This window comes from Paenibacillus sp. FSL K6-4396 (assembly GCF_038002525.1).
Classification (GTDB): Bacteria; Bacillota; Bacilli; order Paenibacillales; family Paenibacillaceae; genus Paenibacillus; species Paenibacillus amylolyticus_B.
In genome coordinates this window covers 5,015,133-5,037,424 of the sequence record NZ_JBBOCR010000001.1, presented here as the reverse complement: position 1 = coordinate 5,037,424, position 22,292 = coordinate 5,015,133, and the positions used below count along the sequence as shown (strand labels likewise).

23 protein-coding genes are annotated in these 22,292 nt (G+C 46.1%); 21 read left to right on the top strand and 2 right to left on the bottom strand.

The window, feature by feature from the left end; translation table 11 throughout:
• Nucleotides 1-31 precede the first annotated feature (31 nt).
• Nucleotides 32-376: a hypothetical protein gene (locus MHB85_RS22220; protein WP_105599735.1), complete on the top strand. Its 345-nt coding sequence runs from the start codon at nucleotides 32-34 to the stop codon at nucleotides 374-376.
• Nucleotides 377-684: 308 nt separating this feature from the next.
• Here MHB85_RS22220 and MHB85_RS22215 read toward each other — a convergent pair whose 3' ends face one another.
• Complete coding sequence (locus tag MHB85_RS22215) at nucleotides 685-1,818, bottom strand: bifunctional cystathionine gamma-lyase/homocysteine desulfhydrase (protein WP_341073698.1); 1,134 nt, start codon at nucleotides 1,816-1,818, stop codon at nucleotides 685-687.
• A gap of 1 nt (nucleotide 1,819) precedes the next feature.
• Entirely contained in the window at nucleotides 1,820-2,743 is a 924-nt protein-coding gene (locus MHB85_RS22210) for a PLP-dependent cysteine synthase family protein (protein ID WP_192134211.1), read from the bottom strand.
• Between the two features lie 304 nt (nucleotides 2,744-3,047).
• Here MHB85_RS22210 and MHB85_RS22205 point away from each other — a divergent pair, with 304 nt between their 5' ends.
• The 20 genes from MHB85_RS22205 to dnaG all read left to right on the top strand — a co-directional run bounded on the left by MHB85_RS22205 (nucleotide 3,048) and on the right by dnaG (nucleotide 22,274).
• Nucleotides 3,048-3,407 carry a histidine triad nucleotide-binding protein gene (locus MHB85_RS22205; protein ID WP_017687236.1) on the top strand — a complete coding sequence of 120 codons (360 nt, stop codon included), beginning with the start codon at nucleotides 3,048-3,050 and terminating at the stop codon, nucleotides 3,405-3,407.
• A 232-nt stretch (nucleotides 3,408-3,639) separates the two neighbouring features.
• Nucleotides 3,640-3,813, top strand: a complete 174-nt coding sequence (gene rpsU, locus MHB85_RS22200) for a 30S ribosomal protein S21 (protein ID WP_005547957.1) — start codon at nucleotides 3,640-3,642, stop codon at nucleotides 3,811-3,813.
• 15 nt (nucleotides 3,814-3,828) lie between these two features.
• Complete coding sequence (locus MHB85_RS22195) at nucleotides 3,829-4,272, top strand: GatB/YqeY domain-containing protein (RefSeq protein WP_017687237.1); 444 nt, start codon at nucleotides 3,829-3,831, stop codon at nucleotides 4,270-4,272.
• Between the two features lie 282 nt (nucleotides 4,273-4,554).
• A complete protein-coding gene (locus MHB85_RS22190; RefSeq protein WP_091014395.1) occupies nucleotides 4,555-5,877 on the top strand; it encodes an NfeD family protein in 1,323 nt (440 codons plus the stop codon).
• Nucleotides 5,878-6,036: 159 nt separating this feature from the next.
• A complete protein-coding gene (gene floA, locus MHB85_RS22185) occupies nucleotides 6,037-7,047 on the top strand; it encodes a flotillin-like protein FloA (RefSeq protein ID WP_091013981.1) in 1,011 nt (336 codons plus the stop codon).
• Nucleotides 7,048-7,060: 13 nt separating this feature from the next.
• Nucleotides 7,061-7,660 (top strand): hypothetical protein, encoded by a 600-nt coding sequence (locus tag MHB85_RS22180; RefSeq protein WP_091013984.1) that lies wholly within the window; start codon nucleotides 7,061-7,063, stop codon nucleotides 7,658-7,660.
• Nucleotides 7,661-7,839: 179 nt separating this feature from the next.
• Nucleotides 7,840-8,133 (top strand): sporulation protein YqfC, encoded by a 294-nt coding sequence (gene yqfC / locus MHB85_RS22175; RefSeq protein WP_017687241.1) that lies wholly within the window; start codon nucleotides 7,840-7,842, stop codon nucleotides 8,131-8,133.
• Nucleotides 8,130-9,323, top strand: coding sequence for a sporulation protein YqfD (yqfD, locus tag MHB85_RS22170; RefSeq protein ID WP_091013986.1), 1,194 nt, complete (start codon nucleotides 8,130-8,132; stop codon nucleotides 9,321-9,323). The genes yqfC and yqfD overlap by 4 nt, the downstream gene beginning before the upstream one ends.
• A 6-nt stretch (nucleotides 9,324-9,329) precedes the next feature.
• Complete coding sequence (locus MHB85_RS22165; RefSeq protein WP_192134209.1) at nucleotides 9,330-10,301, top strand: PhoH family protein; 972 nt, start codon at nucleotides 9,330-9,332, stop codon at nucleotides 10,299-10,301.
• A 16-nt stretch (nucleotides 10,302-10,317) separates the two neighbouring features.
• Nucleotides 10,318-12,567, top strand: a complete 2,250-nt coding sequence (locus tag MHB85_RS22160; RefSeq protein ID WP_091013988.1) for an HD family phosphohydrolase — start codon at nucleotides 10,318-10,320, stop codon at nucleotides 12,565-12,567.
• A 218-nt stretch (nucleotides 12,568-12,785) separates the two neighbouring features.
• Complete coding sequence (ybeY, locus tag MHB85_RS22155) at nucleotides 12,786-13,283, top strand: rRNA maturation RNase YbeY (protein WP_036674804.1); 498 nt, start codon at nucleotides 12,786-12,788, stop codon at nucleotides 13,281-13,283.
• Nucleotides 13,283-13,654, top strand: a complete 372-nt coding sequence (locus tag MHB85_RS22150; RefSeq protein WP_017687246.1) for a diacylglycerol kinase family protein — start codon at nucleotides 13,283-13,285, stop codon at nucleotides 13,652-13,654. Before ybeY ends, MHB85_RS22150 begins: the two co-directional genes overlap by 1 nt.
• 307 nt (nucleotides 13,655-13,961) lie before the next feature.
• Nucleotides 13,962-14,375, top strand: coding sequence for a cytidine deaminase (locus tag MHB85_RS22145; protein WP_036615035.1), 414 nt, complete (start codon nucleotides 13,962-13,964; stop codon nucleotides 14,373-14,375).
• 37 nt (nucleotides 14,376-14,412) lie between these two features.
• Nucleotides 14,413-15,312: a GTPase Era gene (gene era / locus MHB85_RS22140; protein ID WP_047843779.1), complete on the top strand. Its 900-nt coding sequence runs from the start codon at nucleotides 14,413-14,415 to the stop codon at nucleotides 15,310-15,312.
• Between the two features lie 104 nt (nucleotides 15,313-15,416).
• Nucleotides 15,417-15,557, top strand: coding sequence for a YqzL family protein (locus MHB85_RS22135; protein ID WP_091013993.1), 141 nt, complete (start codon nucleotides 15,417-15,419; stop codon nucleotides 15,555-15,557).
• A 33-nt stretch (nucleotides 15,558-15,590) separates the two neighbouring features.
• Nucleotides 15,591-16,343, top strand: a complete 753-nt coding sequence (gene recO / locus MHB85_RS22130) for a DNA repair protein RecO (RefSeq protein ID WP_047843778.1) — start codon at nucleotides 15,591-15,593, stop codon at nucleotides 16,341-16,343.
• A gap of 410 nt (nucleotides 16,344-16,753) precedes the next feature.
• Entirely contained in the window at nucleotides 16,754-17,641 is an 888-nt protein-coding gene (glyQ, locus tag MHB85_RS22125) for a glycine--tRNA ligase subunit alpha (RefSeq protein WP_017687252.1), read from the top strand.
• Entirely contained in the window at nucleotides 17,634-19,709 is a 2,076-nt protein-coding gene (glyS, locus tag MHB85_RS22120) for a glycine--tRNA ligase subunit beta (RefSeq protein WP_192134207.1), read from the top strand. Before glyQ ends, glyS begins: the two co-directional genes overlap by 8 nt.
• A 229-nt stretch (nucleotides 19,710-19,938) precedes the next feature.
• Entirely contained in the window at nucleotides 19,939-20,406 is a 468-nt protein-coding gene (locus MHB85_RS22115; protein WP_017687254.1) for a YaiI/YqxD family protein, read from the top strand.
• A 47-nt stretch (nucleotides 20,407-20,453) separates the two neighbouring features.
• A complete protein-coding gene (gene dnaG / locus MHB85_RS22110; protein ID WP_091014001.1) occupies nucleotides 20,454-22,274 on the top strand; it encodes a DNA primase in 1,821 nt (606 codons plus the stop codon).
• The last annotated feature ends 18 nt before the right edge of the window (nucleotides 22,275-22,292 follow it).

Sequence of the window (22,292 nt, the reverse complement as noted above, 5' to 3'; positions counted from 1 at the left end):
ATCAAGAGCAGAATCAGGGAGGCGTTGGCAAGTGGAAAAAGTGGAAGCGAAGAAAATATGCAAGGAACACATGCACCGTTATGTATGTGTACAGATGAATGACGGTATGCACTACGATGGCATTATGGAAAATGTGGATGACGAAATGATCTACCTGGCTGTTCCCGTTGGACCGGAAGCCATGGTGAATCATGCGAACTGGGCTCCAAATGCAATGCCTGGAGGGAACTATCCAATAGGTCATACTCGCGGATTTTATCCAGGTTACGGCTACCCTACGCCTTATCCGTATTATGGTTATGGCCGTAGACGTTTTAACCGACTGGTGCTCCCGTTATTTGCGCTTACAGCGTTAACCCTTTTACCGTACTATTGAAATTAGAAAAAACATTCATAACTGCAAGTGAAACATTCTTATGTACCCTATGGGCATCCTATGAAAATCTTGAAAATATCAAGCTGAGGATGGATGTTTCATTCATACCGTACAGCATGAGATAGAGAGGTCTTATCACATACGGAGTCTCAGCCTGATGTATCGCAACAGTCATTGCAATACAACTGGCAACATACGAACATCCAAAAGGTCATGCCTGTGCAGAAGCGAACTTCTGTAAGGTATGACCTTTTGGAACCTAATTAGTATAAGATCGACGACAAACCAGCATGGACTTCAAAATGCCCTCAACTTAATGCAAATTTCAAATCCTCAAGTAAATCATCAACATCCTCGATCCCAACGGAGATCCGAATCAAACCATCCGTGATCCCCAATTCTTGCCGACGTTCATAGGGAATGGAAGCATGTGTCATTCGGGCAGGTACAGAGATTAAACTCTCCACCGCGCCCAGACTTTCAGCCAATGTGAAATAACGAACTTTGCTTAACACGTCATCTACTTTTTCAGTACTGCCTACATCAAAGGAAACCATACCGCCATAACCCCTCGCTTGCGTGGAAGCGAGTTTGTGCTGTGGATGGTCGGGCAACCCGGGATAATAGACTTTGCTCACTGTTGGATGCTGATTTAGAAATGTCACAAGCTGCTCTGTATTACGTTCTTGCGCTTCCATGCGCAATCCCAACGTTTTCAGACCGCGCATTAGTAGCCAGGAATCCATAGGTCCCAGGACTGCGCCGATTGCATTTTGGATAAAATGCAGATCTTCCCCAAGTTGCTCGCTGTTGACAACCGCAAGTCCTGCCACGACATCACTATGCCCACCGATATATTTCGTTGCAGAATGCAGTACAATATCTGCCCCCAGAGCCAGCGGAGTTTGCCAATAAGGCGTACTAAACGTGTTGTCCACAATGAATAACAATTCATGTTGCTTTGACCATTTCGCTACAGCAGCAATATCAGTGACCTTGAGTAACGGATTAGTAGGTGTTTCTACATAAATGGCCTTTGTATTGGATTGCAAAGCCTGCTCCAGTGCTTGTAGTGAGGTAGTATCTACAAAGGTAGACTCGATCCCCAGACGATTCAGCACCTTGGTGAAAATGCGATAAGTCCCGCCATATACGTCATCCGTCAGTATGACGTGATCTCCAGTTTCCAGCAGAGACAGTACAGCGTGAATTGCAGCCATCCCCGAACTAAAAGCAAACCCTCGAACGCCATCCTCCAGCTCTTTAATGACTTCTTCCAACGCATGACGGGTAGGGTTACCTGTTCGTGAATATTCGTATCCTTTGTGTACGCCAACCGATTCCTGCTCATACGTGCTTACTTGATAGATCGGTACACTCACTGCTCCAGTGTGTGGATCACCAACAATACCTGCATGAATCAACTTGGTTTTTGGTCTCATTTCATTGTCCTCCATTATAGATATTTTGGCTTAAATACCGTTCGCTGCTATCCGGGAAAATAACGACGATGTTACTTCCGGGAGCTGCGTGAACAGCTTCGTTTAATGCGGCTTGCATAGCTGCACCTGAGGAACTTCCTACCAGTAAGCCTTCCAACAAGGCTAGATCCTTAACACGTTCAAAGGCATCTTCATCTGAGATCGTATGAATGGCATCAAAATAATTCACATCCATAAAAGGAGATAACGTTTCGACTCCTATTCCTTCTGTACGATGAGGTCCGGAGGGACCTCCTGCGAGAATCGAACCTTCGGGTTCTACGATACATGTTTTGATTAACGGATTTTGCTCCTTCAAATAGCGAGATACTCCCATGAAAGTTCCGCCAGACCCAGCTCCGGCGATATATACATCCACCTGCCCGTTCAGATCATGCCAAATCTCAGGGCCCAGATGTTCATAATGTGCGAGTGGATTATCCGCATTGGAGAACTGACCTGGAATATACGAATCCGGTATTTCTTTGGCCAGCGATTCCGCCTTGCGTATGGCACCGGTGATTCCTTCGGATGTGGGTGTGTTCACGACCGTAGCTCCAAGGGCTTTCATCAACTGCTGCTTCTCAACGCTGAACTTCTGAGGTACGGTGAAAATGACCTTTAAATTCAGGCCTACAGCCGCCATTGCAAGACCAATTCCTGTGTTGCCTGCGGTAGCTTCGATCACCGTTCCACCTGGCTTAACATCTCCTCGTGCCAAGGCCTTCTCCAATAAAAACTTGCCGCTCCGGTCTTTCACACTTCCTCCGGGATTCATGAATTCCAGCTTGGCGAATAGGCGGATTCCTTCCTGTAATGGATAACGGGTTAATTCAAGCAGAGGTGTATTACCTATAAGTTCCTGTACATGTTGATAAACGGTCAAATTAACCAATCTCCTTTTTGGAGTTTATTAACTATACATATTGGTTTACTTGGGAAAGGTGCGTGTTAAAATCATATTTCGATAAAATGGTCTGTAATACATACCTCTATATATGACTGATTATGATGAATTCCTAATTGTTGTCTCATCACCTGCAATCTATTGAAATAGATCACTGAAAGGCAGGGGAATGGAGAGTTGACCTGGAATGCCTGGTTGTGTGTCTAGAGATTGGACGTGGGTTTTTACTTCTAGTATGATAGAAGGGAATACATACACTGGAATACAAAGGAGGGTATGAACTATGGATTGCTTATTTTGCAAAATTGTAGAGGGCACCATTCCCTCCAATAAAGTACTGGAGAACGACCATGTTATCGTTTTTCATGACATCCAGCCCGCTGCACCGACACATGTTCTTGTCATTCCGAAGAAACATATTGCTTCCATGAATGAAGTTACTGCAGAAGATCTGCCATTGATCGGCGAGATTCATCTGGCTGCTCAAGAAGCGGCGAAGCGTCTTGGCGTGGAGGAAACAGGATATCGTTTGATCAACAATTGTGGTAAGGATGGAGAACAAACCGTTCATCATCTGCATTACCATTTGTTGGGTGGTACCAGACTTGGCGTGTTGACAAGTCTGTCCGATTCTCACAAATAAACGAGCTAATGGGTACTAATATTGAGGATTTAGTCATATGCATTAAATCCACGAATGTGTGACCAAATGCTTATATAATGAATTCATTTCATAATACCTTTGAGTTTTAAAATGGATTCAAATAAGTGATCATTACATTGAGGTTGACACCTTTATTATCTTTCGCCTATAATGTAAGATGATGAACCGTGTTATTGCTCTTGGACGGTCTGGTCGGAGGGAGGGAAAACTGGTGTCTGAAACTAAAGTTCGCAAAAACGAGACTATTGATGCTGCACTTCGTCGTTTTAAACGCTCCATCGCTAAAGATGGCGTATTGGCTGAGGTGAAGAAACGTAAGCATTATGAGAAGCCAAGCGTAAAGCGCAAGAAAAAGTCCGAGGCTGCTCGTAAGAGAAAGTTTTAGGAGGATTTTAATTACATGAATCTTAGCGAACGATTGAACGAAGATATGAAGCAAGCGATGAAGAGTAAGGACAAGTTCAGACTCTCCAACATTCGGTTGATTCGTTCGACGATCAAGAATCTTGAAATAGATTTGAAAAGAGATTTGGATGACAACGAAGTGCTTGATATCCTGAGTCGTGAAATCAAACAGCGCAAAGATGCCCTCCAAGAATTTGACAAAGCGGGCCGTGAAGATCTCGCGGCAAATGCAAAAGCGGAAATTGAAGTACTCATCCAGTACCTTCCCACACAGCTTACCGAAGAAGAAATTAAAGTTATTGTACAGCAGACCATCCAGGAAACCGGTGCTTCTTCGAAAGCCGAGATGGGGAAAGTCATGGCGGCCCTTATGCCAAAAGTTAAAGGCAAAGCGGACGGCAAACTGGTAAATCAAGCAGTTCAACAATTTCTGCAATAAAGCAAATCAATAAACACCTTCTGACTTGTCAGGAGGTGTTTTTTCCATTTATCAGAAAGCATGATGTCCTTGGGATGACGAAATTTCTTTTTAATGGTTAATATATATTATTATGGATTTTTATTCTTGCAATTGATCGAGTTTTCAAATATAATTTTAAGATTTTGAAACGAAATGTTGCATTGCACGTAATAAATACCATAAGCTGGACAGTATAACATTAATGGAAAAGGGGGGACTATTGTGAAGGGAAAGCGCCGGAAGAAGCTTACGGGGCCATTGATGCTCTTAATGCTGCTGACGCTGTTGCTTCCTGTCTGGATTGGATCACCGTCAGCGCATGCAGCTGAGAAGAGTGGTGCCGTATATATTATTCCGGTTGATAAACCAATCGAGCAGGGACTTGGCAAGTTCATGGAACGCGGGTTCAAGCAAGCAGAAGAGATGAATGCTGGCCTGATCGTTCTTGATATCAATACGCCGGGAGGCCGTGTCGACACTGCAGAAGCATTGGGTACCCTGATCAAGGACAGTCCGATTGAGACTGTTGCATTTGTTCGTGGAGATGCTGCTTCAGCCGGGAGTTTTCTGGCTCTGAATGCAGATAAGATCGTAATGTCACCAGGCAGTATGATTGGTGCGGCAGCAATGGTGGACAGTACGGGTAAACATGTTGAGGATCCAAAGCTTGTTGCGTTCTGGAAAAGCAAAATGCAGGGAGCAGCTGAGATCAGTGGTCGTGATGGCAAGATTGCAGCTGGAATGACGGATGTTAACATGGTTGTTGAAATGCCAGAGATTAATAAAACCAAGCAAAAAGGTGAAATTATTGCTCTCTCGGCTGAAGAAGCGCTGAAAGTTGGTTATGCCGACCACATCAGCAACACACCGGAAGAAGCGGCAACGTGGCTCGGTTACAGCCAGGATGATGTATTTAAGGTAGAACGGACGACAGCAGAGAATATCTCATCCTTTCTTACGAATCCGGTTGTCATGACCATATTGTTGTTCCTCGGAATCGCAGGTGTGGCCATTGAATTGATCGTTCCTGGGTTCGGAGTACCTGGTATTGTTGGTATTGTATGTTTTGTCCTGTATTTCTCAGGAAATTACGTTGCCGGTTTTGCAGGAGCAGAGACGTGGGTATTGTTCACTGTTGGACTCATCTTGATGATTCTGGAGATGTTCATACCAAGCATGGGTATTTTGGGCATTCTGGGATCAATTGCGCTTGTTGCAGGTGTTGTGAGGGCTGCTTATGATACGAGTGACGCATTCGTTTCCCTGGGTATCGCTTTCGGAGCAGCATTGGTAGTGATTGCGATTATTGCAGTACTGTTTAAAGATAGAGGGATATGGAATCGATTCATTTTGAGTGACAGTCTGTCAGCTGAGCGTGGATACTCATCCGCTACCGAGCGTAAAGAGTTGATTGGACTACAAGGCATCAGTCTTACACCGCTTCGACCTTCTGGAACAGCGATGTTTGAGGGTGAGCGAATTGATGTTGTATCGGATGGAGACTTTATTCCCATTGATACCCCGATTATTGTGATTAAAGCGGAAGGCACCCGGATTGTGGTTCAGCAAGCATTACCGGTGTAACCCGCTCTGTTGTCGAAGCGGATTAACGTTTCGGCAATGTACATAACCACTTCGCTGAAGCTGCCAGCGAGGTGGTGCATTCTTTATTTTAGCAGCGGATTCATGAATGACTGTTGAAGTATTTATCAAATTTGAATTGCAAATGGAGGAAATTTTACTATGGAACCAACTATGATTACGGTTTTGCTCATTGCGGTAGTTGCGATTATCGTACTGAGCGTATTTTTCAGCTTTTTCCCGGTCATGCTCTGGATCTCAGCTATTGCATCCGGTGTCCGTGTTAGTATCATTACACTGGTAGCCATGAGACTTAGACGTGTAACACCTAGCAGGATCGTAAATCCTCTGATTAAAGCAAGAAAAGCGGGCCTTGAATTAACCATGAACCAACTGGAAAGTCACTTTCTGGCGGGTGGTAATGTTGACCGTGTTGTAAACGCTCTGATTGCTGCTCAGCGTGCAAACATTCCACTTGAATTCGAACGTGCTGCTGCGATTGACCTTGCTGGTCGTGACGTATTACAGGCGGTCCAAATGAGTGTTAACCCGCGTGTTATCGAAACGCCTGTTGTATCTGCGGTGGCAAAAGATGGTATTGAAGTTAAAGTTCGAGCAAGAATTACAGTTCGTGCGAATATTGACCGACTCGTCGGCGGTGCCGGTGAAGAGACGATCATTGCCCGTGTCGGTGAAGGGATCGTAAGTACCAACGGTTCAGCAGAAACGCATAAAGTGGTGTTGGAAAATCCGGATCTGATCTCTCGTACAGTCCTGTCCAAAGGACTGGATTCTGGAACTGCCTTTGAGATACTGTCCATTGATATTGCGGACGTGGATATTGGTAAAAATATTGGTGCATTCCTGCAAACCGAGCAGGCAGAAGCTGACAAGCGAATTGCTCAGGCGAAAGCAGAAGAGCGTCGTGCAATGGCTGTAGCCCAAGAACAAGAGATGAAAGCGCGCGTTGTGGAAATGAGAGCGCGTGTTGTTGAGTCTGAATCCGCAGTACCACTTGCAATGGCAGAGGCTTTACGTAGTGGGAAAATTGGTGTTATGGATTACATGAATCTCAAAAATATTGAAGCGGATACTCAGATGCGCAACACATTAGGAAAACCTGGTGAAGGTTCGAATTCCAACGATCAGGGTGATTCCAAAAACGGAAGATAGGCGGTGAGTGCATATGGGCCTATTTGAATGGATTTTTAATAATCTGTATATTGTGGCCGTCATCGGTTTTGCACTCTTCTCCTTCTTGGGGAAAGCTGCCAAATCGGCTGATCCGAACAAAAAGCGTCCTGCCAACGGGATGCCTACATTTGGAGGCAGTGGTGATTCAGGCCGGGATGAACGTTCAAGAGACAATTCATCTCCGCAGCAGTCTTCCGGACCTGCAGACCCCCGCTATGATGAACAGTATGACGATCGGTATGATGACGTGCAATATAAGAATCAGTATGATGAGCCGTATTCAGAGCCTGCTGCATCTTCTCGCCCCGAAACTGACTACAGAAGTGAGGGCACGATGAGTGCCATGGAGAATTCACTTGAGGCACAGATGAGAGGTATGGAAGAACAGCAGCGCTTGATTCAAGAGAGATTAAATCGCTTCTCTTCTGCGAATAAACCTGTTGTGTCTGATTCCAGTTGGGATATACCCAGCACGGGTGAATCGGGAGTGTCTCCACTTCGTTCTGAAGATGTCCGCACAGGTGTATTATGGGCAGAAGTACTGGGTCCCCCCCGTTCCAAGCAGCCGTTTGGTACAAGAGGGAAACTGTAGTAAGTTATGCTGTTGGACGGGAATAGAGCCGTCTCTGGTGAGCCAAAAGCCGCCAGAGACGGCTTTTTCTGTGTTCTTCACTTTTTTCTCAACATTCCTACCTAACACGCTCCGGAATTTTCATAAATTCATGAATCTGCGCATAAGTTGAACTGTAGAGGAAGGGGGAAGACCTTCGAATGACCCGGATCAGCCGCAAGCTGCGCAGATGGACCAGTGAAGTGTTGGATCTGCCGCAGGATGTGCTTTATGATATGCCACGGTTAACCCTGATCGGCAGTAAGCAACTGTATATAGAGAATCATCGCGGTGTCATCCATTTCACGCCGGATCGTATCGTGTTGGCTCTTTCCCAAGGCCAGTTAGAGATCAAAGGAACTGCCTTGGTGATACGTAATATTTTGCCGGATGAAGTAGCTGTTGAAGGAACGATTCTGGATATTCATATGAATGGAGTGGAGGGGAACGGATGAAGCAGCCCAGTCTGTATAAACTGCGGGGAGCAGTCCGAATCACGGTCACTGGGGGAGACATTGAAACATTAATTAACACGGTGGCAGAGCAGGGACTGGAAGTTTGGAACCTGCGTGCTCACGATGGACGCGTGGCAGAGATGAACATTCTGCTGCCGCATTTTTTCAGGTTGCGTCCTGTGTTGAAACGGACAGGCTGCAGGGTGAAAGTAACCCATCGCAGCGGTTTCCCCTTTTTTGCGGCCCGTTTATTGCGGAGGAAGTTCTTTCTTGGGGGGATGCTGTTTTTTGTGGTAGCTTTGTTTGCGTTGTCGTCCATGGTATGGGATGTGGAGGTCAAGGGTAACGTCACCATTCCCACCGACGAGGTGCTCGCAGCAGCGAAGAAAGAGGGCATATATCCTTTCCAATGGGGGTTCCGTCTGGAAAGCCAAGACAAGCTCTCCAGGCAGCTTGCACTCGCTCTGCCGGATGTAACCTGGATTGGCGTCAGCAAAGAGGGGACAACCATTACCATTCAGGTCGTAGAATCTGCCCAACCAAAGCGCGAACCATTACTGAACCCTAGACATCTGATTAGCAAGTCAGATGCTGTTGTCACTCAAATCTATGCGGAGCAGGGACGCCCTGTAGTTCAGAAGGACATGCGTGTCAAAAAGGGTCAGGTATTGATCTCGGGGATTCTCGGGGATGAGGAGAACACCAAAACCATCGTTGCCAAAGGTGAAGTTCGTGGTCTGGTGTGGCGTGAGTATCAGGTAGAGGTTCCACTGGTGCAAAAACATAATACAATGACAGGTGAGAGCAAAGAACGTTTTTACATGGTGCTGGGGAATTGGGCGATCCAACTGTGGGGGTACGGTAGTACACCGTTCAGTTCATTTGATACCGAGAGTAATCACAGACCATTGACGTGGCGATCCTTCACACTCCCGATGGGTTGGCTGACAGAGAAAGATCTGGAGACCCGAGAGCATGAGGAACAGCAGACGATAGAATGGGCCAGAACGAAAGGATTGGAAGGAGCAAGGAACGACATTATCGCCAAAAACGGTAAAGGAACGAAAATTATAAGTGAAAAAATTTTGCATGAGAAGAAAGAGAATGGTAAAGTTTATATGAAAGTCTTATTTGAAGTAGAAGAAAGCATTGCGGAGGAACTTCCGCTAGTCCATAGTCAAGGAGAATGAGGATATTTGTCAGAGCAAACACGCAGCATACAAATCTCGCTCCAGAGTGCGGGAGAGGGTCAGTCTCTTTTTGGACCCCAAGATACTTTTCTTAAACTGATTGAATCCGAGATTCCTGCCCAGATTGCATCCCGTGAAGCGGAGATTGTGATTTTCGGCAACGCAAAGCAAGTGGAATCGCTTGAACAATTATTTGATGTGTTACTGCAATTGATACGCAACGGATATGTGTTAACTGAAAGAGATGTGAAGTATGCGATTGAACTTGCCAAGGATATGCGGGCAGACCAGCTATTGGATCTGTTCAAGGGCGAGATTACGACGACATACCGAGGTAAACCAATCCGTGTTAAAACCATTGGACAGAAGCACTATGTAACTACAATTAAAAAACGTGATATTGTATTTGGCATTGGTCCTGCCGGTACGGGTAAAACCTACCTTGCTGTTGTACTGGCTGTTGCTGCAATTAAAGAAGGCAGCGTCAAACGCATTGTACTCACACGGCCTGCTGTTGAAGCGGGAGAGAGTCTTGGGTTTTTGCCAGGTGATCTTCAGGAGAAGGTAGACCCGTATCTGAGACCACTGTACGATGCCCTGTATGACGTTATGGGACAGGAACAGACCGCTAAGGCACTGGAGCGAGGGTTGATCGAAATCGCGCCACTCGCCTATATGCGGGGGCGTACGCTGGATGACTCCTTCATCATTCTGGATGAAGCACAGAATACAACGCCGGAACAGATGAAGATGTTTCTAACCCGTCTTGGTTTTGGCTCCAAAATGGTCATCACCGGAGATGTGACACAGATTGATTTACCGCGTGGTAAGAAATCCGGACTTGTGGAAGCGAATACGATCTTGAACGAAGTTAACGAGATTGGATTTGTCTATTTTGCCGAGCAAGATGTTGTCCGGCATTCCCTTGTCCAGAAAATTATCGTGGCTTACAACCACGCCGCAGAAAATCAAGCATAGAAAGGGATTGTCTAAAGTGACCTCGAAGGAACCGTCAAAAGGCAAATCTTTTCAGAATAAGGCTACAGGATGGAAGTATAGCGTGTGGGCACGCTATCTTCTGTTTTTGTTTCTGGTGATTCTTTTCTACGTGAGTCTGGCTTCCAAGTTGCTCCCTGAGCGGTATGATATTCAGGAAGGTACACGGAGTGAAGTGGATATTGCTGCGCCCATGCAGATTCCGAATAACAAGGCCACACTCAAAGCACAGGAAGAAGCTGCAGAACGGGTACAGCCGATATTTCAGATTGTCCAGTTGCGAAACGAAAATTTGATGACTACCCTGCTTGACCGTGTAGATCGATTAAATCAGGATGATCAGATTTCAAGTCAGGACAAGATTGATATTTATAAGGATGAAATTCCGCAGCGCCAGAAGGACTTTGTGACCAACTATATCAATAATAATCGGAAAGCCGGTACATACTCCGAGACTCTTTTGGAAGAGATCAGAAATGTGGTACAGGAGCAAAGCTACCGTATTCCCGAAGAAACTTACATCAAAATCTCGCGTCTGACATCGGATGATATCCAGGAGATGAAACCGGTTGCGAGGGATATTGTTGCCCGGTTAATGACGGATCAGATCAGCGATGCAACCACTGCCCGTGCCAAAGTAGCTGAAATGGTGAGTGTCAGCTCTCTTGGTAAGCGAACGCAACGTGAGGTCGTGCAAGAGCTTGCTCGCCTAGTGGTGACAGCGAACCGTTTCTACGATGAAGAGGGAACCAAGGAAGCCAAAGTACAGGCGCGTGAGAACACGCAAACCGTCTTTATCAAGCAAGGGGACACATTAGTTGCCAAGGGTGAGATGATCACTCCGGAGATGTATACTTTGCTGGATGAAAATGATTTGCTGAAAAATGAAGTGAACTACTGGCCGCAGCTTGGGCTTCTTATGTTTTCCTGCCTGTTGTCAGCAGCCATTCTGATGTATATTCAGCAAGGCAGCGGAACACATTTTAAGTATAATAATGCCCAGCTGTTGATGCTTGTTCTCATTTTTATTATTACGATTGTGGTTATGCATGTGACGGCGATTATCCAGACCAATGAGAGGTCTTATGTTGGCTTCCTTGCACCTGTTGCGGTAGGAGCGATGTTAATTGCGCTCTTGCTGGATACGTCGCTTGCCTTTGTATGTTCGATTTTGATCGGTATGTTGTCCAGCATTATTTTGAATACGCATCAGGGTCAACTTTTTGACTTCGAACTGGGTTTCTTCGCTGTATTAGTTTCATTTGTTGCGATCTTCGCAACTCATAAGGCTAGCCAGCGATCAACGATCCTGAAAGGGGCCATTATGGTCTGTCTGTTCGGGTCCATAGCCGTTTTCACCCTGGCTTTGATTGACTCGGGCGATTGGAATCGAACTACGACACTGTATGGCGTTGGGTTTGCATTTGCTGGTGGAGTGCTGACTGCCATACTGGTCATTGGGCTGATGCCATTTTTCGAAACTTCATTTGGCATTTTGTCAGCGCTCAAACTGGTAGAACTATCTAATCCGAACCATCCGCTTCTTCGCAAGTTGCTGACGGAGACACCGGGTACCTATCATCACAGCGTTATGGTAGGTAATCTGTCCGAAGCAGCAGCAGAAGCCATAGGAGCTAACGGATTGCTCTGCCGAGTGGGTTCGTATTATCATGATATTGGCAAGACAAAGCGGCCCATCTATTTTATTGAAAATCAAAACAATATGGAGAATCCGCATGATTCAATTGATCCGAAACTGAGCAAATCCATTATCGTTGCCCATGCGCGCGATGGGGTGGAAATGCAGAAGGATTACAAGCTGCCCAGACCTATTCGGGATATTGCGGAACAGCATCACGGCACGACATTTCTCCACTATTTCTATCACAAAGCACTGCGCCAGGCGGAAGAAGCAGGCGTTGAGCCTGATTTCACGGAAGAAGATTTCCGTTACCCTGGGCCGAAGGCTCAGTCCAAGGAATCGGCTATTGTTGGCATTGCCGATAGTGTGGAGGCTGCTGTGAGATCTTTGCGCAAACCGACCGTGGAGCAAGTGGAGTCCATGATTGAGAAGATTATTAAAGGACGATTGGACGATCATCAATTCAATGATTGTGACCTTACGATGCGTGAACTGGATATCGTCGCTAGGACATTGAAGGAAACGGTGATGGGTATCTTCCACTCCAGGATAGAATATCCGGAGGAGATTAAGAAACCAAAGCCCACTTCACCCGAAGCAGGCTAATTCAATAATAGTTCGTGTTCAAAAAGGTCGGTTTTCAGTACCGAGAAGATGGGATGAAGCTAGAAATGGAGTAGCGGAGCGTAGGGAAAACTACGTGAGCAACGGACATTTCGGCTGAATTCCATATTCGATGCTGATGATGCCCCTAGGCATCCTTCGTAATCAAAAGCGGGCTTTTTGAACAACCTCTAATATTAGTAGACAGGAGTTATGAAAGAATGAGTCTTAACCTGGCATGGAATAATGAACAACAGGATAAAGAAATTACAGAACCGATGATTGCAATGCTGGAACAGTTGCTGAATCTAGCTGGAGAAGCGGAAGGTGTTGCAGACGGAGAAGTGGCTCTGACTTTTGTGAATGATGAGCAGATCCATGAGTTGAACCGTGATTATCGCGGCATTGACCGTCCTACGGATGTACTGTCTTTTGCGATGAACGAAACGGTGGATGAAGAACTAGATATTATCTATGAGCTGGACGAAGATGAAGAAATGGAAGAAATGCCGGATGTTCTTGGAGACATCATCATTTCCGTACCACGGACCATCCTGCAAAGTGAAGAGTATGGACACTCATTTGAACGTGAACTTGGTTTTCTGTTTGTCCATGGTTTCTTGCACCTGCTCGGATACGACCATCAGGATGAAGCAAGTGAGGCTGAAATGATGGGCAAACAAGAAGCGGTATTGGCCCAGGCCGGGTTGACACGATAATGAAAAGACGCTCCTGGGGTCTGGTATTCCGCAATGCTGCGGAAGGAATCGCATATGGGTTGCGGACTCAGCGTAATGTGAGAGTTCACACGGGAGTGGCTATTTTGATGTGTGTAGCCGGCTTTTTTTTCAGAATCTCAAGAACGGATTGGATGTTTGTGCTGACCGCTGTCTTTTTGGTCCTGGTGACTGAATTGATGAACACGGCTGTAGAGGCAGCGGTTGACTTGGCACACCCCCATATCCATCCGCTGGCAAAAGCGGCAAAGGATACCGCGGCCGGGGCAGTTCTTCTGGCTGCGGTATTCGCCGTCATCATCGGTTGTATCGTTTTCATTAAGCCGGTGATGAGCTGGTTAGGTTTGTACTGATTTGTATTAACTTTGTTTTGATTCGTTTTGTTTGATTTTAATACTACACAAATTTGTGAAGTTAGACCTTTTTTAAGTTGAACTTGTTGACATTACACGATAACGAAGAGGGCAGGAATAAACCGTAGAAGCGAAGCGTTCGCCTTTATCCCCGGATTTTCACAATGAAAAAGTGAATCAAAAAATCTGGGGATAACAGCGATCGAAGGGTTATTCTGGACTCGGAGTGGCTAGTGTGAATTTGGCTTTGGTTGAACTTAATCCGTAGGTAGTAACTTTATATTGCACCCTAAGGGAGAGAACATTAATGGATAACGGTTTGTTAATGCAAGAAGCAATTAAGGCACGTACGAAGGCGTATACGCCTTACTCCCATTTTGGTGTTGGCGCGGCTTTGCTTGACAGTGAAGGTCATGTGCATCATGGTTGTAATATTGAGAATGCTGCGTATACACCAGGTAACTGTGCTGAGCGTACGGCGATGTTCAGTGCCATTGCAGGTGGGCAGAAGCCTCGCAGCTTCACAGCGATTGCCATTGTGGGCGACACGGATGGTCCGATTGCTCCATGTGGCGTATGTCGTCAGGTCATGTACGAACTGTGTGAACCTGATATGAAAGTCATCTTGGGGAACTTGAAAGGTGATCTGCAAGAGACCACCGTTGCTGAACTGTTACCTTGGGCTTTTGGGCCTTCTGATCTGAATTCTGCCAAAAAATAAACCAATATTCCAGGCCTAGGCGCCTGAGGAGGAACATATGAAAAAACAAGCATTTAAATCCGGTTTTGTAGCCATTATTGGACGTCCAAACGTAGGTAAATCCACATTGATGAACCAGGTGATCGGACAGAAAATTGCGATTATGTCGGACAAGCCACAAACCACACGTAATAAAATTCATGGTGTGTATACATCCGAACATCAGCAAATCGTTTTCCTGGATACACCCGGTATTCACAAACGTCAATCCAAACTTGGCGATTACATGAACCAGACTGCTTTGAATACGCTCGGAGAAGTAGAAGCAGCACTGTTCCTGATTGACGCTTCGGAGGGTTTGGGTGGCGGTGACCGTTACATTGCGGAACAATTGAAAAATATCCGTACACCTGTCATTCTTGTCATGAATAAAATTGACAAAATTGAGCCGGAAGCACTGCTGCCACTCATTGAGACGTATCGCAAGCTTCACGATTTCGCTGAAATCGTTCCTGTCTCTGCCATGCTTGGCAGCAATGTCAGCACGTTGCTGGAACAGCTCGGCAAGTATTTGCCAGAAGGTCCACAGTACTATCCTGATGACCAGGTTACTGACCATCCGGAGCAGTTTGTATGTGCCGAGTTGATTCGTGAGAAAATTCTGCAAATGACTCGTGAAGAAGTGCCTCACTCCATTGCTGTAACGATCGAAGATATGAAAGTGCAAGATAACGGTGTCGTTTATATCTCAGCTGTCATTTTTGTAGAACGGGATTCCCAAAAAGGGATCATTATCGGGAAGCAGGGTGCCCTTCTGAAAGAAGTAGGTAAACGAGCTCGACACGATATTCAAAACTTGCTCGGCTCCAAAATTTTCATGGACCTGTGGGTTAAAGTGAAAAAAGACTGGAGAAATCAGGATAGAGTTCTGCGTGACCTTGGCTTTGGCCGCGACTGATCGTCGGAATTGTATCCAGTAATTGCAACACATAGTTTACCTTGCAAGACTCCATCCTATTTGGTAGATGCAGACGTCATTTCCGAAGAGAGGATGAAATTCCGATGCGAGATTTTTCGTGGAAGGTTTTTGCGATGACGGGGGATGTAGAGTCCTATTTGTTATATACCGAGGCGTGTAACTCGTTAGGACAGGAGTCGGATCATGCAAGGGAAGTGATTGAAGATGAAGAAGCCGAAGGATAACTGGCTGATTCGGGAATGGTTAGGTGACGAGGCATGCTATACAGGGTGGAAGGGATTGTCATCCGCAGCATGGACTACGGCGAAGGGAACAAAATCATTACGCTTTGCACCGAAAGCGGCGGGAAAGTAGGGGTACTCGTCCGCGGTGCCAAAAAGCCCAAGAGCCGACATGCTGCACTGGTGCAGCCGTTTACGTATGGTCAATATGTATATTTTCGCAATACAGGTCTAGGCACACTGAACGCTGGAGAAATTGTTGAATCTTATCATGAGTTGCGTGAAGATCTGGTCAAGGCCTCATATGCTTCTTATGCGTGTGAACTATTGGATCGGGTGCTTCAGGATGAAGAGACAGGTACATTTTGGTTCAAACAGTTAAAGGCGTGTTTGCAGGCGTTGAAGGAAGAGAAAGACCCGGTTGTTATTACAAGTCTGTACGAAATGAAAATATTACAGGCATCCGGATATGGTCCACAGTTCGATGAGTGCATCTCCTGCAACCAGGAGCGACCAGATGAGCAGTTGTTCATAAGTCCCAGACTTGGTGGCGTCTTATGTCGAGCATGCAAACATTTCGATCCTCCCGCGATGTCCGTAAGTCCAAAGGCTCTGAAGTTGTTGCGTTTGTTCGCGCAGTTGGATCTGCAGCGCTTGGGGAATATATCAGTGAGTGAGTCTACCCGTGATGAGATCAAAAAGTTGATGCGTGCCTTTATGGATCATCAGCTTGGTCTGAATCTTAAATCCCGTTCTTTCCTCGATCAGATGGAGAAGTACGGGATTTGAGGCGTTTTGGTGGAAGTGAAACTATATCTTGACTTCATACTAGATTTTATATATTATGAAATATAATTTCTCTTTATGAGACATGCATTGAACGAGAAAGTAAAAGACTGGATTTATTGCATTTATGGAGACAAGTCTTTGTTTAACACTTGGTAATCATGAATGAGCGAGCCGGGGATGGTGGGAGCCTGGCTGAATCGGTCTTTGAAACGGCACTCGGGAGCATGAATGGACACGGAAAAGTGGGCTGGAACGAACAGGATCATCCTGTTTGATCTAAGCCAAGTAGGGTGGAACCGCGGGAATAGCTCTCGTCCCTACGTCTGTACAACAGGCGTAGGACGGGGGCTATTTATTGTTGTCTTCACCGTCCTAAGCTTGCTAACAAACCATTGAAAAGGAGCATGATTATGAATTTTCAGCAGATGATTCTAACGCTGCAACAATTCTGGGCCGAGCATAACTGTATTATTGTCCAGCCATACGATACGGAAAAAGGGGCAGGTACGATGAACCCGATGACCTTTTTACGCTCGCTTGGACCCGAACCTTGGAAAGTGGCCTATGTGGAGCCTTCCCGTCGTCCTTCGGATGGACGTTATGGTGAGAACCCTAACCGGCTCTACCAGCATCATCAGTTCCAGGTAATCATCAAGCCTTCTCCGGACAATATTCAGGAAATTTACCTGGAAAGTCTAAAGCGTCTGGGCATTGACCCGCTCAAACATGATATTCGGTTTGTTGAAGATAACTGGGAGAATCCTTCCCTTGGTTGTGCAGGTCTTGGTTGGGAAGTCTGGTTGGACGGCATGGAAATTACGCAATTTACGTATTTCCAACAGGTTGGTGGTATCGAGACAAATCCGGTAGCTGTTGAAATTACGTACGGTATGGAGCGTTTGGCTTCTTACATTCAGGATAAAGAGAATGTGTTTGATCTGGAATGGGTTGAAGGTATCACTTATGGTGATGTATTCCGTCAGCCAGAATTCGAACACTCTAAATATACGTTTGAAGTATCTGATGTCAAAATGCTGTTTACACTCTTCAACATGCATGAAGAAGAAGCAAACAAGGCCATGGCGCAGCATCTGGTATTCCCGGCATATGACTATGTGCTGAAGTGTTCCCACACGTTCAACCTGTTGGATGCACGTGGAGCCATCAGTGTAACGGAACGTACGGGTTACATCACACGTGTTCGTAATCTGGCTCGCCAAGTCGCTGCAACATATATGGAAGAGCGTGAGAAGCTAGGCTTCCCGCTGATCAAGAAAGGGGGAGCCGAGCATGTCTAAGGATCTGTTGTTTGAAATAGGGCTGGAAGAAGTACCTGCACGCTTTATGCGCGCAGCAATCGCACAGCTGCAAGAACGTGTCGTGAAATGGCTTGACGCATCCCGCATTGCTTATGGTGAAGTGAATGCATATGCTACACCGCGCCGTCTGGCTGTTTTGATTCACAATGTGGCTGAAAAGCAGGAAGATATCGAGGAAGAAGTGAAAGGTCCTTCACGCAAAATTGCCCTGGATGACAGTGGCAATTGGAGCAAGGCTGCACTCGGATTCGCCCGCAGTCAAGGTGTTGAACCCGACCAGTTCACGTTCAAGGAACTGAACGGCGTTGAATATATCTATGCAACGAAGAGCAGCAAAGGTGTGGAGACGGCTTCTGTAGTTGGCGAAGGATTACTTTCTGTATTACATGCCATGACGTTCCCGAAATTCATGCGTTGGGCTTCCTATGATTTCAAATTTGTACGTCCAATCCGCTGGATTGTGGCTATGCTCGGCAGTGAGGTTATCGATCTGGAAGTGACAGGTGTTAAGTCGGGTAATGTAACTCGTGGACATCGTTTCCTCGGTAAGGAGGCTGTGATCTCCACTCCGTCTTCATACGTGGAAGTGTTGCGTTCCGAACATGTCATTGCTGATATCCAGGAACGTGAACAGATGATTGTATCCCAGATTCAGGCACTGGCTGCTGAGAAAAAATGGGATATTGCGATTAAGGAAGACTTGCTGGAGGAAGTTCTGTTCCTGGTGGAAACACCTACCGTATTGTTCGGGACATTTGACTCCTCATTCTTGAATATTCCACAAGAAGTATTGATTACTTCTATGCGTGAGCATCAGCGTTATTTCCCTGTACTGGACAGTGAAGGACAATTGTTGCCATTCTTCGTGACAGTACGTAATGGTGGAAGTGATTCACTGGACGTTATTGCCAGAGGGAATGAAAAAGTTCTGCGTGCACGTCTGTCTGATGCCAAGTTCTTCTATGAGGAAGATCAGAAGTTACAGATTAAGGATGCATTGTCGAAGCTGGAAAGTATCGTCTTCCAGGAAGAATTGGGAACGGTTGGAGATAAAGTGCGTCGTATTCGCAAGATTGCCGATGGTGTTGCTGCCAAACTGCAAGTATCCGGTGATGTTGCAGAATCCGTTAGCCGCTCAGCAGATATCTGCAAATTCGATCTGGTGACACTGATGGTGGGAGAATTCCCTGAACTGCAAGGTGTGATGGGTGAGGATTACGCTCGTAAAGCCGGCGAAAAAGAAGAAGTGGCCAAAGCGGTATTCGAACACTATCAGCCACGTTTCGCTGGAGATCAATCCCCTGCTTCTCTTGTTGGTGCCATTGTGAGTGCAGCGGACAAAATGGATACAATCGTGGGTTGTTTCTCCATCAACATTATTCCAACGGGTTCTCAGGATCCGTACGCGCTGCGCCGTCAGGCTGCAGGTATTGTACAGATTTTGCTGGATCACAAGCTTCCGCTGACATTGTCAGACGTGTTCGGAGTAGCACTTCAAGTACATGCCCAGATGAACTTGTTGAAACGTGCAGATGAAGAGGTTCGTAAAGATCTGCAAGACTTCTTTGGTCTTCGTGTGAAAAAATTGTTGTCCGAAACCGTTCGCTACGACGTAGTGGATGCCGTAATTTCTTCCGGATTCGATGATATCAGCGCCGTGGTTCCAAAAGGTGAAGCGTTGATGGCGGCTGTTCTGACAGGAGACGCATTCAAAACAACGGTTGAATCGTTCAACCGTGTGGGTAATCTGGCTGCCAAAGCATCCAATGCTTCCGTACATCCAGAACTGTTCACAGAAGATGGAGAACGTCAACTACATGAGGCATGGAGCAAAACGAATGCAGAATATCGCCAGGCGTTGACTCAGCATCATGCTGCTGAAGCACTGGCTATTGCATCTGCCTGGAAGGATGGTATTACCTCATTCTTCGATTCGGTCATGGTTATGGCTGAAGATGAAGCTGTTCGAGCGAATCGACTTGCCTTGCTCGCGGCTATTGATCGTGACTTGAAAGGCTTTGCTGATTTTTCAAAGTTGGTTTGGTAATTGGACATATTTCATGAGTCCTTTTCCACAGACTTGGCGCAAAGCTAAAATTCAGTATTAAAGAAGGATATATGAGGGTATAAATATACGGAACGGGTTGTGAAATGTATTTTTGACAACCGCTCCGTATTTTAGCCTTTGATTTCCCTCGTTCCGGCAGAAGGATTTTGCCTGGCCGGGGTCGTATATAACAATATGCAGCTATTTTATGAAACCGGGTGGTCTGGGTTTGAGTGAGTTAAATATACGCCACATTGTTGTGGATGGTGATGCTTGCCCGGTCAAAACCGAGATTGCGCAAACCGCTCGCCTTTTCAACATCCCCGTATTGTTAGTCTCTTCATTTGATCATTTGCTTCAAGGAGGAGAAGGGGTACGAACCGTGCAAGTGGATCGCAGTGATCAGAGCGCAGACCTGTATATTGCTAATCATATTAAGCCATATGATGTGGTTATCACTCAGGACTATGGACTTGCGGCACTTGCGCTTGGCAAACGTTGTTATGTTTTGTCCTTTCGTGGTCGTGAGTTCAACGATCGTGACATTGATTTCATGTTGGATTCTCGTCATACTGCGGCCAAAGCACGAAAAAGAGGTCATTACGGGAAAGGCCCAAAGCCTTTCACAGAGCAGGATCGAGAAATGTTTCAACATAAACTGACAAAACTTTTAAAAGATTTGCAGGAGAATGTGTAAGTTTATCGAATTATATTTACGTGTTGAAGAGATGAAGGTGGCCAGAGATGAGTACCGGACAAGGCGGTATACCCGAAAGTATTATTGAATCGGTGTTACAGCAGAATGATATTGTCGATACGGTGAGCCGATTTGTGCATCTGACCAAACAGGGGAAGTATATGAAAGGCCTCTGTCCTTTTCATTCCGAGAAGACGCCTTCGTTCACCGTTACACCTGAGAAACAAATTTTCTACTGCTACGGTTGCGGCACGGGTGGAAATGCCATCAAATTCAGGATGGAAATCGAAGGGTTATCCTTTCCCGAGGCTGTCAAAACGATGGCGGAAGAAAGTCACATCTCTATGGGGGACTGGCAAGGGCGTGAATCTGCTCATGTGAATCCGGAGACGGAACGTCTGTTGGAGGCTTATGAGCTTACCGCGAAGCTGTATCATTTTTTGTTGAAAAATACAGAGCACGGCAAGTCAGCCATGGAGTATTTACGCTCAAGAGGTTTTGGCGACAAGTTGATCGACCAGTTCCAGATTGGTTTTGCACCAAATCGTTGGGACACACTGGTACAATTTCTTGAGAAACGTAACTATCCGCTCGAAGAGATGGAAAAGGGTGGACTTCTGTCACCGCGAAATGAAGGTCAGGGATATGTGGATCGATTCCGAGACCGGATTATGTTCCCGATTAATGGTAGGAGCGGTAAGCCGATTGCATTTGCAGGACGCATATTGGGAGATGGGCAACCGAAGTATCTAAATTCACCGGAAACCCGGTTATTTAACAAAAGCCGTGTTCTCTATAATCTGCATCATGCCAAAAATGCAATTCGCAAACAAAGACAAGCCATTTTGTTCGAGGGATATGGAGATGTCATCTCCGCATGGGATCAGGACATCCAGAATGGTGTAGCGGCAATGGGTACTGCGCTAACCGAGAATCAGGCACTGATGCTCAAAGGGATGTGCGACGAAGTCATCATATGTTATGACGGCGACAGAGCAGGACAGGCTGCTGCACTCAAAAACTTCCCTATTCTTGAGGAAGCTGGATTGCAGGTCAAAGTGGCTCTCATTCCCGAGGGACTTGACCCGGATGATTTTATCCGGAAGCATGGTGGTGAACGGTTCCGAAACCAGATTGTGGATGGTGCCGTGACAACTACAAAATTTAAACTTATAAACTTAAAAAAAAACCATATACTGCTAGAGGGTGGCGGACAAATCGCCTATTCGAAAGAAGCAGTAAAGTTGATTGCACCCTTACCTTCTCCAACAGAAAGGGAAGTGTATCTTCGTGAACTGGCTGCAGAAGTGGACGTATCCTTCGAAACATTGAAGCAGGAGTGTAATGAAGAACGGGAGGCGATGAAAAATAACCTCCAGTATGGGGATAATAACCCGAAAAGGTGGAATAATGGTAGGCAACAAAATAGGCAGGTGCCTACACCCAATCTGTTGCCGGCTTACCACGCAGCTGAACGCAAACTGATCGCCTGGATGTTGCAGGATGATGAGGCTGCCCAGTACGTGAATGAGCATCTTGGTGAAGCTTTTAACTTGGATGATCATGCAGCTATTGCTGCTTATCTATATGCCTACTATGCGCAAGGCAAACCGTCGGATACAAGCCGTTTTATGTCTTCACTGCATGACGATCGCCTGGAAAAAACGGTCAGTTCAATCTCGATGATGGATGGTCCAGGTGAATGGAGTATTCAAATGCTCGATGATTGCATCAGAGAAGTGCTGAAGCATCCGCGTAAGAAAGAGTACGATTTGAAAAAAGAAGAAATGATTGCTGCAGAGCGGGCAGGTGATTCTGTACGCGCGGCACAGATTGCAATTGAAATGATTGCCCTAGAGAGACAGTGAACGTCTGATGATTAGATG

Bases quoted from the DNA above. Each gene is read 5' to 3' on its own strand.
- MHB85_RS22145 (WP_036615035.1), top strand. From the start codon at position 13,962: ATGGATAACGGTTTGTTAATGCAAGAAGCAATTAAGGCACGTACGAAG.
- glyS (WP_192134207.1), top strand. From the start codon at position 17,634: ATGTCTAAGGATCTGTTGTTTGAAATAGGGCTGGAAGAAGTACCTGCA.
- MHB85_RS22150 (WP_017687246.1), top strand. From the start codon at position 13,283: ATGAAAAGACGCTCCTGGGGTCTGGTATTCCGCAATGCTGCGGAAGGA.
- yqfD (WP_091013986.1), top strand. From the start codon at position 8,130: ATGAAGCAGCCCAGTCTGTATAAACTGCGGGGAGCAGTCCGAATCACG.
- MHB85_RS22195 (WP_017687237.1), top strand. From the start codon at position 3,829: ATGAATCTTAGCGAACGATTGAACGAAGATATGAAGCAAGCGATGAAG.
- MHB85_RS22180 (WP_091013984.1), top strand. From the start codon at position 7,061: ATGGGCCTATTTGAATGGATTTTTAATAATCTGTATATTGTGGCCGTC.
- era (WP_047843779.1), top strand. From the start codon at position 14,413: ATGAAAAAACAAGCATTTAAATCCGGTTTTGTAGCCATTATTGGACGT.
- MHB85_RS22205 (WP_017687236.1), top strand. From the start codon at position 3,048: ATGGATTGCTTATTTTGCAAAATTGTAGAGGGCACCATTCCCTCCAAT.
- dnaG (WP_091014001.1), top strand. From the start codon at position 20,454: ATGAGTACCGGACAAGGCGGTATACCCGAAAGTATTATTGAATCGGTG.
- MHB85_RS22190 (WP_091014395.1), top strand. From the start codon at position 4,555: ATGCTCTTAATGCTGCTGACGCTGTTGCTTCCTGTCTGGATTGGATCA.
- MHB85_RS22135 (WP_091013993.1), top strand. From the start codon at position 15,417: ATGCGAGATTTTTCGTGGAAGGTTTTTGCGATGACGGGGGATGTAGAG.
- ybeY (WP_036674804.1), top strand. From the start codon at position 12,786: ATGAGTCTTAACCTGGCATGGAATAATGAACAACAGGATAAAGAAATT.
- MHB85_RS22215 (WP_341073698.1), bottom strand. From the start codon at position 1,818: ATGAGACCAAAAACCAAGTTGATTCATGCAGGTATTGTTGGTGATCCA.
- glyQ (WP_017687252.1), top strand. From the start codon at position 16,754: ATGAATTTTCAGCAGATGATTCTAACGCTGCAACAATTCTGGGCCGAG.
- yqfC (WP_017687241.1), top strand. From the start codon at position 7,840: ATGACCCGGATCAGCCGCAAGCTGCGCAGATGGACCAGTGAAGTGTTG.
- recO (WP_047843778.1), top strand. From the start codon at position 15,591: ATGCTATACAGGGTGGAAGGGATTGTCATCCGCAGCATGGACTACGGC.
- floA (WP_091013981.1), top strand. From the start codon at position 6,037: ATGGAACCAACTATGATTACGGTTTTGCTCATTGCGGTAGTTGCGATT.